Below are 15,752 nucleotides of genomic sequence, written 5' to 3' on the forward strand. Positions count from 1 at the left end.
TTGCAATCGCCGCTGGGTTAATATCGCTCAGCTAAATTCGACCACGGTGTTATACCATATTTTTTAAAGTCGTTGGAATCTTGGAGTGTTAATGTCACAACCATCAACCGCATTTAGAGCCAGAAACAGGCAGAAAGATGCCGAAGTAAATGCCTTAAAGTTACCTCCTCATTCAATAGAGGCCGAACAGTCAGTGTTGGGTGGATTGATGCTCGATGCTGAAGCATGGGATCGCGTAGCCGAAGCGGTTGTAGCGGAAGATTTTTATTCTCGATCACATAGAATGATTTTCAATGCGATGCAGCGTTTGATGGAGCGCGCGCAACCTATTGATTTGATCACGGTATCTGAGCAACTTGAAATAGAAGATCAACTCGATGATGCTGGTGGATTTTCTTACTTAGGTGAAATTGCTAAAAATACCCCGAGTGCCGGCAATATTTTATCGTATGCGCAAATTGTACGTGAACGTGCAGTCGTTAGAGACATGATCAGTGTTGCCCATGAAATAGCCGACGCGGGTTATAATCCTGAAGGCAGAAATTCAAGTGATTTATTAGACTTAGCTGAAAGCAAAGTCTTTAAAATTGCTGAGTCTCGGGCGAATTCAAGTGAAGGCCCTGAAGGGATAAAATCCATTCTTGAAAAAACCGTCGATAAAATTGAGCAACTTTATAATAACCCTCATAACGGTGTCACCGGTGTTTCCAGTGGTTTTGCTGATCTTGACAAAATGACCGCAGGTTTTCAGTCTGGTGATCTAGTGATTGTTGCTGCACGTCCTTCTATGGGTAAAACTACGTTCGCGATGAATCTATGTGAGCAGGCTGCTATGAACGAAGATAAACCTGTGCTTATTTTTAGTCTAGAGATGCCCTCAGAACAAATTATGATGCGTATGCTGGCCTCGTTAGGCCGCGTCGATCAAACTAAAATTCGTACCGGTCAGTTAGATGACGAAGATTGGGCGCGTGTTTCATCAACCATGGGCATTATGCTTGAACAAGGCAAAATGTATATTGATGATAGCTCAGGGTTAACCCCAACGGATGTGCGCAGTCGTGCAAGACGAATTGCACGTGAGTACGGCGGTTTATCGATGATCATGATCGATTACTTGCAGCTCATGCAGGTGCCAGCGCTAAAAGATAACCGTACCTTAGAGATTTCTGAAATATCTCGTTCATTAAAAGCCTTAGCCAAAGAGCTTGAGATCCCAGTGGTTGCACTGTCTCAGCTTAACCGCTCTTTGGAACAACGTGCTGATAAACGCCCGATTAACTCTGACTTACGTGAATCTGGTGCAATTGAGCAGGATGCTGATCTTATTATGTTTATCTATCGTGATGAAGTTTATAATGACGATACCGAAGATAAGGGCACAGCTGAAATTATTATTGGTAAGCAACGTAACGGCCCTATTGGGCGTGTTAGGTTAACTTTCCAGGGGCACTTTTCTCGATTTGATAATTACTCAGGGCCACAATTCGAAGAAGATTAATCTTATCGATTACCTGTTTAATTTAACAACACAATTAACGATGGCTTAGCTTTGCGGCCATCATTTGTTTTATAAGGCCATTTTTTGAAACCTTTTCCTCGCGCTGAAATTAGTCGTCACGCCTTAAAACATAATCTTGCCCGATTACGTGAGATAGCTCCCCACAGCCAAATTATGGCGGTAGTAAAAGCCAATGGTTATGGTCATGGGTTACTCAATGTTGCCCAATGTGTCAGTAATTATGACGGTGGAGCCGATGGATTTGGATTGGCAAGGTTAGAAGAAGCGCTTGAGCTGCGTAATGGCGGAGTACAAGGGCGTTTATTATTACTTGAAGGCTTTTTTAGGGCGTCAGATCTGCCATTAATTGTTGAAAATGATATTGAAACCGCCGTTCATCATGAATCACAGCTGCAAATGTTAGAACAAACTGCTTTATCTAAGCCAGTAAAAGTATGGCTTAAAGTTGATTCTGGCATGCATAGGTTAGGCTTTAGTTTGACGCAATTTCCTGCAATTTATCAACGCTTAATGGCCTGTGAATCGGTAGCTAAACCGATTAATCTAATGACTCACTTTGCCTGTGCCGATGAGCCCGATAATCCACTGACATTAAAGCAAATGAGAGACTTTGAAAACCTCATAGCCGGCCTTGATGGTGAGCGTACCTTAGCTAACTCGGCCGCCACGATATTTTGGCCGCAAAGTCAGGCTGACTGGGTGCGTCCTGGTATTGCGCTTTATGGTGTATCACCGGTAATGGGTGATAAAGGCACAAACCACCAATTAATCCCTGCTATGGAATTAGTCTCTAACTTAATTGCTGTGCGGGAACATAAAGCGGGCGACTGTGTTGGTTATGGCGCATATTGGCAAGCTAAAGAAGACACGTTATTAGGTGTGGTTGCCATAGGGTACGGAGATGGTTATCCCCGCAATGCACCAGAGGGAACTCCTGTATTGCTTAATGGGCGTAGAGTACCCATAGTCGGTAGAGTGTCAATGGATATGCTTACCGTCGATTTGGGCTTAGATGCAACTGACTGTGTCGGTGATAGCGTGCAGTTATGGGGTAAAGAGCTGGCAGTTGAAGAAGTTGCTGAGCACATAGGCACAATCGCTTATGAACTGGTGACTAAATTGACTCCAAGAGTGATGGTTAAATTATTACCTTAAGCTGAATCAGTCGCTTAATAGTTAGATTTCAAACTGTAGCTGGCCAGTCATTACATCATGCCTGGCCTAAAAAAATGGAGTGAATGTTCAAGAGTGGTGACCTCACAATATGGGTATTACTCTTCAAAACATATTTCAATAAAAGCCATCCCATATTCGTGTGAAAATGGCATCATAATTTTTTTGCCTTTAGCTTGATGTGAAATTGTGTGGTTCTTTCCTGATACCACAGCAGGGGTTGCCATATCAAAATCATAACCTTTACTGCTGAGCAAGTTCTTCGCTCCGCCAGTAACCATATTGGTAATTTCACCTACTAAATCAGTAATGTCAGCGTTAATACTAGTTGGTTTTTCACCTAGCATTTTATTCATAATCTCTAGAATTAGCGATTCTTCGAAGGTAATAGACAATGATCCTTTAGTTTTAGGCCCAACCATGCCAATTAAGCCTGAGACATCTCCTTTAGCTAGGTCATGATTCTTCAATTGTGGCTTGCCAGGCTTAAGATCCATGGTTGCCATTGTTGATATCACATTCACTAACGACACAAGAAAAGGGTTAATAAATTCAACGTTCATATTGAACTTGCTCCTTATTGAGACATGCTGTTAAGGGGGAAAGTCATTACACTATAAATTACTCTAGCATTAACCCACAGTCTAGAACACCCTTGATGATTTGGGTATCTGAACCTAATATATACATGATATAATCAGTTCATATCGCCAGCTTATGCAGGTTTGTCTCTATCTTAGTTATACCTTAGTTATATCTTCTTTAATGATGTAGTGGTTATCGCTATAGATTAACTAGGGTGTCCGCTTCAGCTACAAATATTGGTTTTTATGACTGCTAATGTAAAAATAGATCGCACCTTTAGCATAGCGCCTATGCTGGACTGGACTGATCGTCACTATCGTTATTTTGCTCGTTTAATGTCTGCTAATACTTTGTTATATACAGAGATGGTGACTACTGGTGCCATTATATACGGTAAAGGCGACTATTTAGCTTACAACGAAGAGGAACATCCTCTGGCGTTACAATTGGGTGGCTCAAACCCAAAAGACTTAGCTCATTGTGCCAAGCTTGCTGCTGAGCGCGGTTATGATGAGGTGAATATCAATGTCGGTTGCCCTTCTGATCGAGTCCAAAATGGTCGTTTTGGTGCCTGTTTAATGGGTGAACCTGAATTAGTCGCTGAATGTGTTGATGCTATGAAGCAGGCGGCTGATATTCCCGTTACGGTAAAAACCCGCATTGGTATTGATGATCAAGACAGTTATGAGTTTTTAACGCGATTTGTGGAAACGGTTAGCGCTAAAGGCTGTACCGATTTTACTATTCATGCGCGTAAAGCTTGGTTACAAGGATTAAGCCCAAAAGAGAATCGTGAGATCCCACCACTTGATTACGATCGTGTTTATCAATTGAAGTGTGATTTTCCTGCTCTTAATATCAGCATTAATGGTGGCATTACTAGTTTAGACCAAGCCAAAATACATCTTCAGCATGTTGACGGTGTCATGGTTGGCCGTGAGGCATATCAAAACCCGTATATCTTAGCTCAAGTGGAGCAACAGCTTTTTCACAGTAATGCAGCACAATTAAGTCGCGAAGAAGTGGTCGAGTTAATGTTGCCGTATATTGAACGTCATATTCAGCAAGGTGGACGACTAAATCACATAACTCGTCACATGATTGGCTTATTTCAAGGCTTGCCTGGCTCAAGAAGCTGGCGCCGCTATTTAAGTGAAAATGCACACTTAGCGGGTGCAGGAATTGAGGTAGTGAGAGGCGCGATAGCCTTGATGGATGAAAATGCACCAGAACCAATAGCCTAACTAATCCCTAAATTAAGCGCTCATAAGAGCGCTTTTTTTTGTGCGTAAATTCAGCTCGGAAGATGATTTTATAAGCATTATGTCAATTATATATTTGGTATTTCTTGAACTATTTATTTGTTGTGTTAATTCAGATTTAACTGAATTAGTAAAATTGACCAATCATGTGGTTAATTTTACTAATTGTTCGTTTTTCATGCTTGAACATGATTTTTAATATACTAAATTCTAACTGAAAAATAATTTTAATTTAAATTATTCAACTACTTACATTGGTATGAAAAAGTTGGCATGTTGTTTGTAATGCTATATCTGTCAGCAGGGAGAAATAGATTTCACTGCACATTAAACAGAAAAGGAAGACATTATGTTTATTTCAAACTCAAAGTTTACCAGCAATTCAAAAAGTCGTTTAAGCCGTATTGCTGGAGTGGCAGTCGTCGCATTAACTATGTCACTAGGTAGCTTTACAGCCCAAGCCAATGACCTAATAGTTCAAGATACCTTTAGAATGCTAGAACAGAATATTTCTACAGCCAGCCAGGATTTGATTTTGTCAGCTAAGCAAGAATTGCTGCTGTCATTAAAAACTCAAATTGCTGAACAAATATTTGATAGTGGTATTAATGCAGACAATAACGTTATAGCCACTGATGTAACGGAACGCTCAGTCAATACAGCTGCGAGTCAAAAGTAATCATGTTTGCTGAACAACTAGGCTTGGTTATGCCTTTACTGGCCATAGTGTTACTGCCCTTTGTGAGCTTTATTTGTTGTGCAGTTATCGCTAATTTGCTGACCAAGTTACAAAATCAAGCTTAATTTAAGCGGATGCTAATTGAAGCTGTTTAGCTCGTATCGTGAAGATGTTAAGGAGTATTATGGATAGAATAATTGCAAAGCTAACCGATCAACCAAAGATCATTTGTGGTGTATGCCATTATCTTGCAAAACAATTTGGTTGGTCTGTCATGTGGACAAGAGTGGTAAGTGTATTGGTATTGTTCGCTAACCCAATAGCGTGTTTATTAGCCTATATTGTTTTAGCTATTATGGTGGATAAAAAATCAACTCACTCTTAAAGGCTCTCTAATTCAGTTCTAAAACGTACTCAATAAGTAACGCAATGCCAGATTGTGAAGATTATATAACCACTGAATTAGAGAGTGCATCTACAAAATGACACTCTCAAACCAGCAAAATATTAAGGTTTTACTGCTATCATTGGTACACATATATGATGATTGCTATATCAAGACTCTGATCATTGCTATACCAAAATTATGATTATTTATTCAAGAAAGCTTGGAACATTTGCTTCGCTTCATCACTTTTTAAGCGTTGTCCGAAATGGGTTAGTTCAAGCTGCATCTGTTGTTTCACTTGCTGCTGGTTGTGACGTAACAACTGTCGTGATATTTGCAACGATTCGGGTGGCTGACTTGCCAACTTTTTAGCTTTAGTAAGTGCAAAATCAATCACATCAGTTTCAATAACTTGATTGATAATATTTAATTCAGCTGCGGTTTTGGCATTAAATGCATCGCCAAGTAAAATAAGCTCAGCAGCTTTTTGCTGACCAACTATTAACGGTAATAATAGGCTAGATGCAGCTTCTGGAACTAATGCTAAACTTACAAAAGGCATTTGAAATTTTGCGCTATTGTCGGCATAGACTAAATCACAATGCAGTAATAGGGTTGTGCCAATACCAACTGCAGCGCCTGATACAGCGGCTACTAGCGGTTTTTTTAACTCCAGTAAGCACATTAAAAATTTTACGGTAGGGTGATCATTATTAAGGTCGCCACTTTGTAAAAAATCAGCAATATCGTTGCCAGCGGTAAAGCAATTTCCTTCACCGTGTAACATAAAGGCACGAATCTCATTGTTGCTATCGCCCTCGATAAGGTATTCTGTGAGTTGTTGATACATCGCAAGATTAAATGCATTACGTTTTTCTGGGCGATTGAAGCTGATGATACGTACACCTTGTTCATCACGTACTTTTATAAGACTCATTCGTTGTTTCCTTTTTGAACACGAGCAGGGATTACATGGAGTTTAAGACATTGAAACCAATATTCAAACATCTGTTTAATTTTTTAGCGCTATCGTTATTATCATTTACTGCAGTAGCTAATGTCGTATTAGTTGATGGGCACGTACGCGCAATGCCTGCATCTGTGCCTAATACTGCCGCATATTTAACATTAGAAAATAATGGTGATAAAACCGTCAATTTAATTGCGATAAAAACACCTATTGCTAAAGAGGCACAGCTGCACACTATTATTGAAGAAAATGGCATGGTTAAAATGCGTCAAATCGAACACTTGCCTATTGCTTCTCATGGGACGCTCAGTTTAAAACCGTCTGGTGATCACATTATGATATTAGGCTTAAATAAGCCACTAGCAGAAAACGATAAAGTAGTATTAACATTGATATTTGATAATAAGCAGCGGTTACAGGTGGAATTGCCTGTGTTAAAACAGGCTGATTCTGAACATCAAGATCATAGCGAACATCATCACCATCATTAAGGAGTAATATTGATGCTATTTACAAGGAATAAAGTTTTTGCCGTCGGTGCTTTAGTCGGTTTAATAGGCTATTTTGTTAGCGTTTGGTGGAGTATAGAGCCAGACCCTATTGAACCCGTTGCTATGCAAACTGATCAGGGAAAGCTTATTACGGGGTATGCGACGACAAACTCGTTGATTGCCACAATGGAAACCTTACTTGATAAGCCTGGTGGTTGGTTAGCTAACGATATGATGCCACCGTCGATATTTATGGATAATATGCCGGCGTTTGAGTTTGGTGCGCTGGAACAGTCACGCGACTTAGCATTGGTTATGCGTAAAGAGTTTAGTCGCTCACAATCTCAGTCTACCGCAGACACGGATTTATCATCTGCACATTCCAAATTAAATATTGAACACACCAGTTGGTTGGTGCCCAGTGCTGAGAGCGAATACCGCGATGCGATTAAATTACTTAAGCTATACCAAGCTAGAATAAGTGATACTGGTAATACTAATGCGCAGTTTTATGCTCGTGCAGATAACCTCAATGAATGGCTCAAAGAAGTACAAAAGCGATTAGGCAGTATTTCTCAGCGCTTATCAGCGAGTGTCGGCCAAGATAGATTGAATACCGATTTAGCCGGTGATTCAGCCGCGCGTCAATCAACACCTTCAGCAATGAGTGCAGAAATTAAAACCAACTGGTGGAAAATTGATGATGTGTTTTATGAAAGCCGTGGGTCAGCATGGGCATTATTAAACTTTATGCGCGCTATTGAAGTTGATTTTGCCGATGTATTAGAAAAGAAAAATGCCGAAGTCAGCTTACGTCAAATAATTCGTGAGTTGGAAGCTACTCAGCTAACCGTGTGGAGCCCGATGGTGTTAAATGGTAATGGCTTTGGTTTGGTCGCTAACCACTCATTAGTGATGGCCAACTATATATCGCGTGCCAATGCAGCGGTAATTGATTTAACTAATTTACTTTCTCAGGGATAACAATGAACAAGACTATTTTAGCGACAGCCATTTTCGGTTTATTAAGTGTTTCTTCTGCACAAGCAGCAACAGTTGTCGGCTTTAAAGTCGGTGGCGATTTATGGCAAACTGACGCAACAGGGACGTTTAATGCCGACAGTAATGTAGGCAATGCAACAGGCCTGGCTCAAACCTATGATTATGATTCTGATACTCAGGGTAGTGTATGGTTAGCGATTGAGCATCCGATCCCGATTGTTCCTAACCTTAAAATTCGTGAAAACCGTTTAGAAGGTTCTGCTTCAAAAGACAGCAGTAGTTTCTATTATAATGGGGTGAACTTTGAAGGGGCATCAAGCGTTTACAATGACCTCAGTAATACTGATTTTGTATTGTATTATGAAATTTTAGATAATGACGTCGTGTCGCTAGACTTAGGTGCGGCGTACAAGCAAATGCACGGCTCATTACGCGTAGATGGCCTGTCATTAGGCGAAGGTTCAGCTGTCGCGACACAGCGTGATATCGATAGCGGCGTTATTATGGCTTACGGTAATGCACACGTTGGCATACCAGGAATAGGGTTGTTTGGTTTTGCTGATGTCATGATAGGCGTCAATGAAACCGGTGTGCATGACTACAGTGCAGGTCTGGGTTGGCAGTTTGATAGTATTGCACTCGATACGCTTATTCGTGTTGGATATCGTGACTTTAGTTTTGATGTCGATGGCTTTTCTGGTACCACCCAAGATATGCAGTTTTCAGGCGTATTTGCTGGTGTTGAGTTAGCATTTTAATCTAATGTGGTTGTGTCGCCATAAGGGGCAGCCCTAGCAGCTATTTCAATATAAGTCTTATTTGTTAGGTGACTTAATTCAGTGGTGTAGTGATATATTTTTTAAAGCCGGATGTCGTTAAGCGATATCCGGTTTTTTTATAGTTATTGACTGACTAAAAATCAATTTGATTGATGCGTCATCCATCATTATCGCCTTTGAGGTGAGGTACAAATCAGAATACATAATGGGTTAATACTATTTGCAATAGCAAAGTCAGCGTTCAAATTCCGCGTCTATTAAGTAAAACCGTTTTCAGGCACAATAACGGCAAAATTTGGCAGCACTTTTTTAGGAATAAATATGACGCAAATTACCCTTACCACCCCTGATGACTGGCATTTACATTTTCGCGATGGTGATATGCTAAAGGAAACCGTACCGGCCACGGCGCGTCTTTTTAAGCGTGCGATAGTTATGCCAAATTTAGTTCCCCCAGTTACTACGGCGAAAATGGCGGTTGACTACCGTGAGCGCATTCTAGCAGCCCGTCCGCAAGGCAGTGATTTTCAGCCGTTAATGACCCTATTTTTAACTAATAATACTACCGCGCAAGATATTATCGACGCAAAAGCTGTGGGTGTTGTTGCGGCCAAGTTATATCCAGCAGGTGCTACCACTAACTCTGATGCAGCAGTTAAAGCGTTAGATGAGCTGTTTCCTATCTTTGAAGTCATGGCTGAACATGGCATGTTATTACTGGTGCACGGTGAAGTAACAGAGTCGCACATTGATATTTTTGACCGCGAGAAATTATTCATCGAACGCTATTTATCGCGCATTGTTTCAACATTACCGCAGTTAAAAGTGGTCTTTGAGCATATCACCACTAAAGAAGCCGCTGAGTTTGTTACCGCGGCATCAGCCAATGTTGCCGCCACGATTACCCCGCAACATCTATTGCTCAATCGTAATGATTTGTTAGTCGGTGGGGTTCGTCCACATAATTTTTGCCTACCGGTGCTAAAGCGTAATATTCACCAGCAAGCGTTACAAGCTGCTGTCGCTACCGGTTCAAGCAAATTTTTCTTAGGTACAGATTCGGCCCCGCATGAAAAGCACCGCAAAGAATCGGCATGTGGCTGTGCTGGGTGTTATAGCGCTTGGAGTGCGTTAGAATTATATGCACAAGTGTTTGATAACTTAGGTGCGTTGGATAAGTTAGAAGGTTTCGCAAGTTTACACGGTGCTGATTTTTATGGTTTACCGCGTAATACGGGGACGGTCACCTTAGTAAAAGAAACTTGGACAGTGCCAGAAGAAATTATACTGCCTAATGGTAGTCCTATCGTGCCATTTTTCGCAGGTCAACAAGTGAGTTGGAAAGTGAAATAATACTATTGAGCAAAGTCACTATATTAAGCCTGCATCTTTGCAGGTTTTTTTATTGTTTATAGCCAAATTTATTCATAATCAACTGAATTGATATAAAGCTGACTGAATGTTAAAACGCACCAATTTAGCAGGGAATGCAAGTGTATATTGAAAGTGTCAATCACCTGATTGTTGCGCAATATGGGTTGTGTCGTTAGTTTTTTTGTTTAATTTCATTGTGGATTTTGATCTAGATTAATGAATAGGTTAATCTCTCCGCAAAGATAGTGGTGCTAAGCCACATGAGATATTATCGCGATGTAATAGCCATGTAGTATATCTTTTGTTATCGGCATATGTTTGCTATATCAAACTATCGTCATAATATGATTTTATTTAACAATTATCGTCCAAATACTATTTAAGGATAAGAGTGGAGCAATGAAAGAGCGGTAGTTCTTAAATAATGGCGAGCTTAATGAACCATTAGGATTAACTAACACAGAAGTATGCCCCCTCTAAAAACAGCCGCAGCGGATGAAATTTAATGACTAAGTATACTTGGTAAGTAAAGTAGCTAAGATTATCGATACATAAACATTGGTAATCTTAGCCAGCTTTATTACTTTTTTTAATACTTAGTTTATTAATAAGCTGCGTAAAGTTTGGAAAAGGTGATTACCAAACTCATAATTATCACCAAAGCTTAATTGCAGGGATGAGGGTGTGTCTACATAATTGAATTTTTCATGTAATTCAACTTCAATAAATACTCCGTCAGTGTATAAATAATAACTTGAAAGCGCATTTTGTTGTTTGTTTTCTGCTAACTGTTGTGTTACTTCAATTAAAGGCAGCATGTTCGGGCTGGTCAATAATTTCCATTCATAAGTTGCCCCAGAATCAATAAATGTATATGTGTTAGCTTGATCATTAATCAATACATCATCAGGTAATATATAAGAGTAGAAAGTACTAATAACGCCTAGCGTATCAAAGGTGGCAGGATTAAAAACATCAGCATATTCATATGTCTCGTACGAATCAGCTTCTCTACACATCACATCCTCCGCCTGTGAAAAGTATAGACGGTAAATTGTGGCAGGCCATTCAATATCGGTTAACTTTAAAAATGAAGGTGACGCCGACAAAAATGATTGCCAAATCTCAGCAGTGGTATCATATTTTTCTACGGTAATTGCTATTGGTACATTGGTTCCTTCATAGACTAAATTTAGCGTGTTACCTTGGATATCAGGTGCTATGGGAAGTGGCGGATTGCTATTTGGCTTAACCCAATTTGACTCTTGGCTATTCCAACATTCTTGCTGTCTTATGTTTTCATTAGGGGAGTCTTCTCGCACAAATCCAAAAAACTGACCAGCATCCATAATCCCTACCAGTGTTGATTTTGGTTGGCTTTTAGCCATAGAAAAAATATGAAAATCACCTATGGAATTCAAAGTAAAGACATTACTCATATCGCTTAGGTTCGCCATCACAGCTTCCCATTCCTCAAATGAAACTATTTGGCTGTCTATAGGTTGTTGAATTAATCCAAGCAGAATCAGCTCATCATTAATGATGAAACGAGCATCAAGAGGATTAGATTGTACAAATTGTTGTGGAGTTAAATTTAGAGTATCAATAAGTATTTCGAATTGATCATAGATATTAGTAAGTAGCAGCTCAATGATAAGAATAACATCAACTTGCCCTGCAATAATTTGTTGCAAATATTCATGTAATAGTTCAACAGTTATTACACGGTCTGAAATAGATTGCGCGGCACTTAATTGATATAAAGAATTAAGCTGCTGCCCGTAAAGAAATGCTAGATAACCATCAAGTTCAGCAGATTGAGTTTGAATCTCGGCAGTTGATAACCCCTGCAACTTCATTGTTGCAAGTCGAGTGGCCTTTATATGAGTTAATCCATTAATTGCACCATTATGTTCAGGTAACGCAATTAACATACCTTGGCCATTTTCATCGACTACTGAAGACGGTGCCTGAATAGGTTGAGCATTTTTAAAATTAGCGCTGAGAACTTTTTCAGGCTTTATTGAAGCCGCAGTTAAAGCAGTCCAATTTGCGAGTAAGTAATACTCAGGTATTTCAACTTCACTTTTCCAATCTACCAGGTAGTGACCATTAACATCAGTAACAGTGGTGGGTTCATCATTATCACACAGCAAATTTTGGTTTAAATCGATGCAGATGCTAGCGCCTGACAAAGCGCCTTGATAAACAGCTAAACCTGCTACTTGATGATTATACTCTGTTGTTGATACAGGTGGTTTTTGGTCTGGAATATCTTGTGCAGGGGTGTCTGATGAACCACCGCAACCAGAAAGCAATGCTAAATACACAAATGAAAACAAATATCCTTTTTTCACAGAAAATCCTTTTAAAAGTTAATTAAAAAACGACGTAATAATAACGATTAAATAAGAATTGTAAAATTTAAATACCTTTATACATCATAAAGTATGTATTTAGATTTTTGAGTAATTATTAGTGATAGTTTTAATTGCACAGTGGGGTTTATTTACTCGGCTAAAAGCACTCTTGATGCCGCAACGGTTAATGCCGTTAGGGCGGGGACATTGCATCATGGTAATATTGATAAAATAACAACAAGTCTTACTGAAGGAATGATGCCGCTTTTTGCTCATGGTACAGATATGTCAGACACCTTAGAGGCGGTAGCAAAGTCTCGTATAGCCGTGGCAATACAAAGTGAAATCACCTTATTAAGCCCTGACAGAGCCACTTTTGACCAATTTAAAATTCGCAGTCGTTATCCTCAAGGTTTTGTGAATGAAATTCCAATCAATACTTTGATGTACCGTAACCCTGCGTTAAAAGATGTAGGGCAAGGTCGAAAATTAGATGTGCAAGACGCCAACTTATTACAAATAGAAGTGCGATGGTGTCAAAAGCTAATCGTACCATTTGCAAATTATGTAATAGAAGAAATTGTTAATTCAGCTTGGTATTTGCCCGGACCAGAACAACTGGCTTGCAATGTATTAAGTCAGGCAACGGGTGATATTTATCTCGCCATGGTTTCGCAGAGATTAATGAGGATGCAAACACCATTTAGAATGTAAGTAACATGAAATTAATTTAAATATAATAGTGATAAAAATTGAAATAAATGGATTTTAATAGGGATATATTCAATGAAACATAATGTACTTTGGTTAGCTATATTATTAGCAGCTAGTGTCGGGATAACAGGCTGTAATGGTGAGTTAGAAGAGGGCGAAGGCGGGCAAACTCCGACAGTGTCAACAAATCCGGTTGATCCAACAGATCCTGTCGACCCAACGGATCCAATTGATCCTACTGATCCAATTGAATTAGTGGGTACCTGGGAAAACAAGGATGAAGATGGTGATGGTGTACCTGATGAGCAGGATGATTATCCGTTTGATGCTAGTAAGAGTAAATATCCCCTATTCATCGAGCAGGAACCGAACGATAACCCTGCAGTTGCCACTCCAATAGAAATTGATCAAGGGGTCATAGTACAAGGCGTGATAGATTCTGAATTGGACAAAGGCGATCTGTTTAAGTTTGTAACAACTGAGCTTAAACAATACACAGCTGTTTTCAAAACATCATCAGTTCGATTTAAACCACAAGTGTATATTTCAAATGAAGATGGCCTTGTTATGAATGACATCTTTTTGTATCAATATGCAAAACCTAATATCTACGTGGTGAACTTTACAATATATGACCCAGGTACATATCAACTGAGTGTGATAGATGAGAATTTTGCTGGAGGGCCAGATCTCTCTTATGAAATTTTATTTTTTAACGATACTGACGTTGATTCATTTGATGATATGAAAGAGCGTGCACTTGGTTCTGATCTACTTGAGAATGACATGGATCAAGATAAGATTTTAGATGGACTCGAGTTTATCTTCGGCACTATAAATAAAAGTATAGATTTTGATAATGACTCCCTTCCAAATTGGCTAGATTCTGACTCTGATGGTGATGGGTTTAGCGATAAATTAGAAGCAAGTGATGATTTAGATAATGACTCCTTTCCAAACTTTTTAGATCGAGATGCTGATGGCAATGGCCTCGATGATAATTTAGAAAGTGGTTCTAATACTCAACCAAATGACTTTGACCTGGTCAACTGAATTCGGTCACCCTAGTTAAGTTCGTTACGCCACTTCTGTTAACGGCTTATCCGTACGCTCAAATTCATTGGGACTTTGGTAATTAAGGTATGAATGCATCCGTTGGCTGTTGTACCACATAGTGATGTAATTCAAGACATCTTGTTGAGCTGCATAGCGTGTTCGATAATTGCGCCAATGAACTCGTTCCTGCTTCAAGCTTCCGAAAAAGCTTTCAGCTACTGCATTATCCCAACAACATCCTTTTTTACTCATACTGCCGACAAACTTATGCAGCCTCAGTATTCGTCTATATTGATGGCTCGCATATTGAACACCTTGATCTGAGTGTATTATCAATCCAGCTTTAGGTTTTCGTTGCCATATAGTCATTGTGAGCGCATCACAAACGAGTTGTGCCTTCATTCTGCTGCCCATACTCCAACCAATAACTTTACGGGAATAGAGATCGATTACGACGGCTAAATACAGCCATCCTTCAGCAGTCCATATGTACGTAATATCTTGAACCCACGCTTGATTGGCGCATTGAACATCAAAATCCTGTTCAAGCTCATTTTCATATATAGGCTTCTTGTGGTCGCTGTTGGTTGTTGCTTTGTACTTCTTTTTATAGCGCACCCAAACGTTTGCTTCTTTCATCAGTTGCGATGTTTTCCTGCGCCCAACAGGGTAATCAAGGGAATTCAATGCCTTTTGAATGCGTCTTTGTCCGTAGGTGTTATCGCTAAACTCGGCAATATCCTTAACCCACTGCAACATCTCTTGATGCTCTGTATCAACAGGTGACTGAGACTTCCGCTTTTGATAGCTGTAGTAATTATTGTTTTTCACACCCAACACGTGACACATTAATATCACAGGCCAGATCTTCTTATTTTGGGTAATAAACGCGTATTTCACTTCGTTTCTTTGGCAAAGAAGACCGTCGCTTTTTTTAATATTTCACGCTCTATTTCTAAGCGCTTTACTTGTGCCTTTAGCTTGCGGATCTCTTCCTGCTCAGGTGTCAGCTTGCCGTTGCCTCTAAATGCATGACCATCATCATTTTCTGCTTCTTTTATCCAGCGGCCGAGCAGTTGAGGAGTCACCTCTAAATTTCTAGCGGCTTCAGCAATACTGTAATTTTGCTCTCTTACCAGTGTAATGGCATCAAGCTTGAATTCTTTTGAATAGGATTTACGTGTTTTCATTTGAATCTCCAGTTAAATCAATTATGTCTTAACTGGGTTAGTCGTATCAATTAAACCACGTCACCCATAAGTGGTATCAAATTACCGTAGAGAGTGGTGCCGAAGTGACAAAGTCACCTAAGCAGGCTCTGCGTGTTCCTATGATCTTGCAACAAGAAAGTGTCGAAGATACAACCGAGTGCCCGGTTACTACAAACTAAACAAAAG

16 protein-coding genes are annotated in these 15,752 nt (G+C 39.7%); 12 read left to right on the forward strand and 4 right to left on the reverse strand.

Features of this window, described 5'->3' with window-relative positions; genetic code table 11:
- The first annotated feature begins 91 nt into the window (after positions 1–91).
- Positions 92–1,501 carry a replicative DNA helicase gene (gene dnaB, locus L0B17_RS04980; protein WP_235088038.1) on the forward strand — a complete coding sequence of 470 codons (1,410 nt, stop codon included), beginning with the start codon at positions 92–94 and terminating at the stop codon, positions 1,499–1,501.
- A gap of 84 nt (positions 1,502–1,585) precedes the next feature.
- Positions 1,586–2,677: an alanine racemase gene (gene alr / locus L0B17_RS04985; RefSeq protein WP_235088039.1), complete on the forward strand. Its 1,092-nt coding sequence runs from the start codon at positions 1,586–1,588 to the stop codon at positions 2,675–2,677.
- A gap of 116 nt (positions 2,678–2,793) precedes the next feature.
- On the opposite strand, the gene L0B17_RS04990 is transcribed toward alr, so the two are convergent.
- Positions 2,794–3,258, reverse strand: a complete 465-nt coding sequence (locus L0B17_RS04990; protein WP_235088041.1) for a chemotaxis protein CheX — start codon at positions 3,256–3,258, stop codon at positions 2,794–2,796.
- 267 nt (positions 3,259–3,525) lie between these two features.
- Here L0B17_RS04990 and dusA point away from each other — a divergent pair, with 267 nt between their 5' ends.
- The 4 genes from dusA to L0B17_RS05005 all read left to right on the forward strand — a co-directional run bounded on the left by dusA (position 3,526) and on the right by L0B17_RS05005 (position 5,606).
- On the forward strand, positions 3,526–4,524 hold the full coding sequence (dusA, locus tag L0B17_RS04995) for a tRNA dihydrouridine(20/20a) synthase DusA (protein WP_235088042.1): 999 nt from the start codon (positions 3,526–3,528) through the stop codon (positions 4,522–4,524).
- 367 nt (positions 4,525–4,891) lie between these two features.
- On the forward strand, positions 4,892–5,221 hold the full coding sequence (locus L0B17_RS05000; RefSeq protein ID WP_235088043.1) for a hypothetical protein: 330 nt from the start codon (positions 4,892–4,894) through the stop codon (positions 5,219–5,221).
- 2 nt (positions 5,222–5,223) lie between these two features.
- Positions 5,224–5,346: a hypothetical protein gene (locus L0B17_RS18085; protein ID WP_268834033.1), complete on the forward strand. Its 123-nt coding sequence runs from the start codon at positions 5,224–5,226 to the stop codon at positions 5,344–5,346.
- Positions 5,347–5,405: 59 nt separating this feature from the next.
- Positions 5,406–5,606: a PspC domain-containing protein gene (locus tag L0B17_RS05005; protein WP_235088045.1), complete on the forward strand. Its 201-nt coding sequence runs from the start codon at positions 5,406–5,408 to the stop codon at positions 5,604–5,606.
- A gap of 205 nt (positions 5,607–5,811) precedes the next feature.
- Here the strand turns inward: L0B17_RS05005 and L0B17_RS05010 are convergent, their stop codons facing one another.
- Positions 5,812–6,546 (reverse strand): enoyl-CoA hydratase-related protein, encoded by a 735-nt coding sequence (locus L0B17_RS05010; RefSeq protein ID WP_235088047.1) that lies wholly within the window; start codon positions 6,544–6,546, stop codon positions 5,812–5,814.
- Positions 6,547–6,581: 35 nt separating this feature from the next.
- Between L0B17_RS05010 and L0B17_RS05015 the strand changes: the two genes are divergently transcribed.
- The 4 genes from L0B17_RS05015 to pyrC all read left to right on the forward strand — a co-directional run bounded on the left by L0B17_RS05015 (position 6,582) and on the right by pyrC (position 10,204).
- Complete coding sequence (locus tag L0B17_RS05015; protein WP_235088049.1) at positions 6,582–7,070, forward strand: copper chaperone PCu(A)C; 489 nt, start codon at positions 6,582–6,584, stop codon at positions 7,068–7,070.
- A 12-nt stretch (positions 7,071–7,082) separates the two neighbouring features.
- The gene (locus tag L0B17_RS05020; RefSeq protein ID WP_235089594.1) at positions 7,083–8,054 is read left to right on the forward strand and encodes a DUF2333 family protein; all 972 of its coding nucleotides are present in this window, start codon (positions 7,083–7,085) and stop codon (positions 8,052–8,054) included.
- 2 nt (positions 8,055–8,056) lie between these two features.
- Positions 8,057–8,830: a TIGR04219 family outer membrane beta-barrel protein gene (locus L0B17_RS05025; protein WP_235088050.1), complete on the forward strand. Its 774-nt coding sequence runs from the start codon at positions 8,057–8,059 to the stop codon at positions 8,828–8,830.
- A 342-nt stretch (positions 8,831–9,172) separates the two neighbouring features.
- Positions 9,173–10,204, forward strand: coding sequence for a dihydroorotase (gene pyrC / locus L0B17_RS05030; RefSeq protein ID WP_235088052.1), 1,032 nt, complete (start codon positions 9,173–9,175; stop codon positions 10,202–10,204).
- Between the two features lie 617 nt (positions 10,205–10,821).
- Here the strand turns inward: pyrC and L0B17_RS05035 are convergent.
- Entirely contained in the window at positions 10,822–12,582 is a 1,761-nt protein-coding gene (locus L0B17_RS05035) for a hypothetical protein (protein WP_235088053.1), read from the reverse strand.
- Positions 12,583–12,723: 141 nt separating this feature from the next.
- Between L0B17_RS05035 and L0B17_RS05040 the strand changes: the two genes are divergently transcribed.
- Positions 12,724–13,299, forward strand: coding sequence for a pilus assembly protein (locus tag L0B17_RS05040; RefSeq protein ID WP_235088055.1), 576 nt, complete (start codon positions 12,724–12,726; stop codon positions 13,297–13,299).
- Between the two features lie 72 nt (positions 13,300–13,371).
- Positions 13,372–14,352: a hypothetical protein gene (locus tag L0B17_RS05045; RefSeq protein ID WP_235088057.1), complete on the forward strand. Its 981-nt coding sequence runs from the start codon at positions 13,372–13,374 to the stop codon at positions 14,350–14,352.
- Between the two features lie 24 nt (positions 14,353–14,376).
- On the opposite strand, the gene L0B17_RS05050 is transcribed toward L0B17_RS05045, so the two are convergent.
- A protein-coding gene (locus L0B17_RS05050) for an IS3 family transposase (protein WP_235088059.1) occupies positions 14,377–15,545 on the reverse strand; the annotation gives its coding sequence in 2 pieces (ribosomal slippage) (positions 14,377–15,299 and positions 15,299–15,545; 1,170 coding nt in all).
- Positions 15,546–15,752 lie beyond the last annotated feature (207 nt).

Origin of the sequence: Shewanella sp. OMA3-2, from assembly GCF_021513195.1 — a bacterium.
Classification (GTDB): domain Bacteria; phylum Pseudomonadota; class Gammaproteobacteria; order Enterobacterales; family Shewanellaceae; genus Shewanella.

Bases quoted from the DNA above. Each gene is read 5' to 3' on its own strand.
- dnaB (WP_235088038.1), top strand. From the start codon at position 92: ATGTCACAACCATCAACCGCATTTAGAGCCAGAAACAGGCAGAAAGAT.
- L0B17_RS04990 (WP_235088041.1), bottom strand. From the start codon at position 3,258: ATGAACGTTGAATTTATTAACCCTTTTCTTGTGTCGTTAGTGAATGTG.
- dusA (WP_235088042.1), top strand. From the start codon at position 3,526: ATGACTGCTAATGTAAAAATAGATCGCACCTTTAGCATAGCGCCTATG.
- L0B17_RS05000 (WP_235088043.1), top strand. From the start codon at position 4,892: ATGTTTATTTCAAACTCAAAGTTTACCAGCAATTCAAAAAGTCGTTTA.
- L0B17_RS18085 (WP_268834033.1), top strand. From the start codon at position 5,224: ATGTTTGCTGAACAACTAGGCTTGGTTATGCCTTTACTGGCCATAGTG.
- L0B17_RS05005 (WP_235088045.1), top strand. From the start codon at position 5,406: ATGGATAGAATAATTGCAAAGCTAACCGATCAACCAAAGATCATTTGT.
- L0B17_RS05010 (WP_235088047.1), bottom strand. From the start codon at position 6,546: ATGAGTCTTATAAAAGTACGTGATGAACAAGGTGTACGTATCATCAGC.
- L0B17_RS05015 (WP_235088049.1), top strand. From the start codon at position 6,582: ATGGAGTTTAAGACATTGAAACCAATATTCAAACATCTGTTTAATTTT.
- L0B17_RS05020 (WP_235089594.1), top strand. From the start codon at position 7,083: ATGCTATTTACAAGGAATAAAGTTTTTGCCGTCGGTGCTTTAGTCGGT.
- L0B17_RS05025 (WP_235088050.1), top strand. From the start codon at position 8,057: ATGAACAAGACTATTTTAGCGACAGCCATTTTCGGTTTATTAAGTGTT.
- pyrC (WP_235088052.1), top strand. From the start codon at position 9,173: ATGACGCAAATTACCCTTACCACCCCTGATGACTGGCATTTACATTTT.
- L0B17_RS05045 (WP_235088057.1), top strand. From the start codon at position 13,372: ATGAAACATAATGTACTTTGGTTAGCTATATTATTAGCAGCTAGTGTC.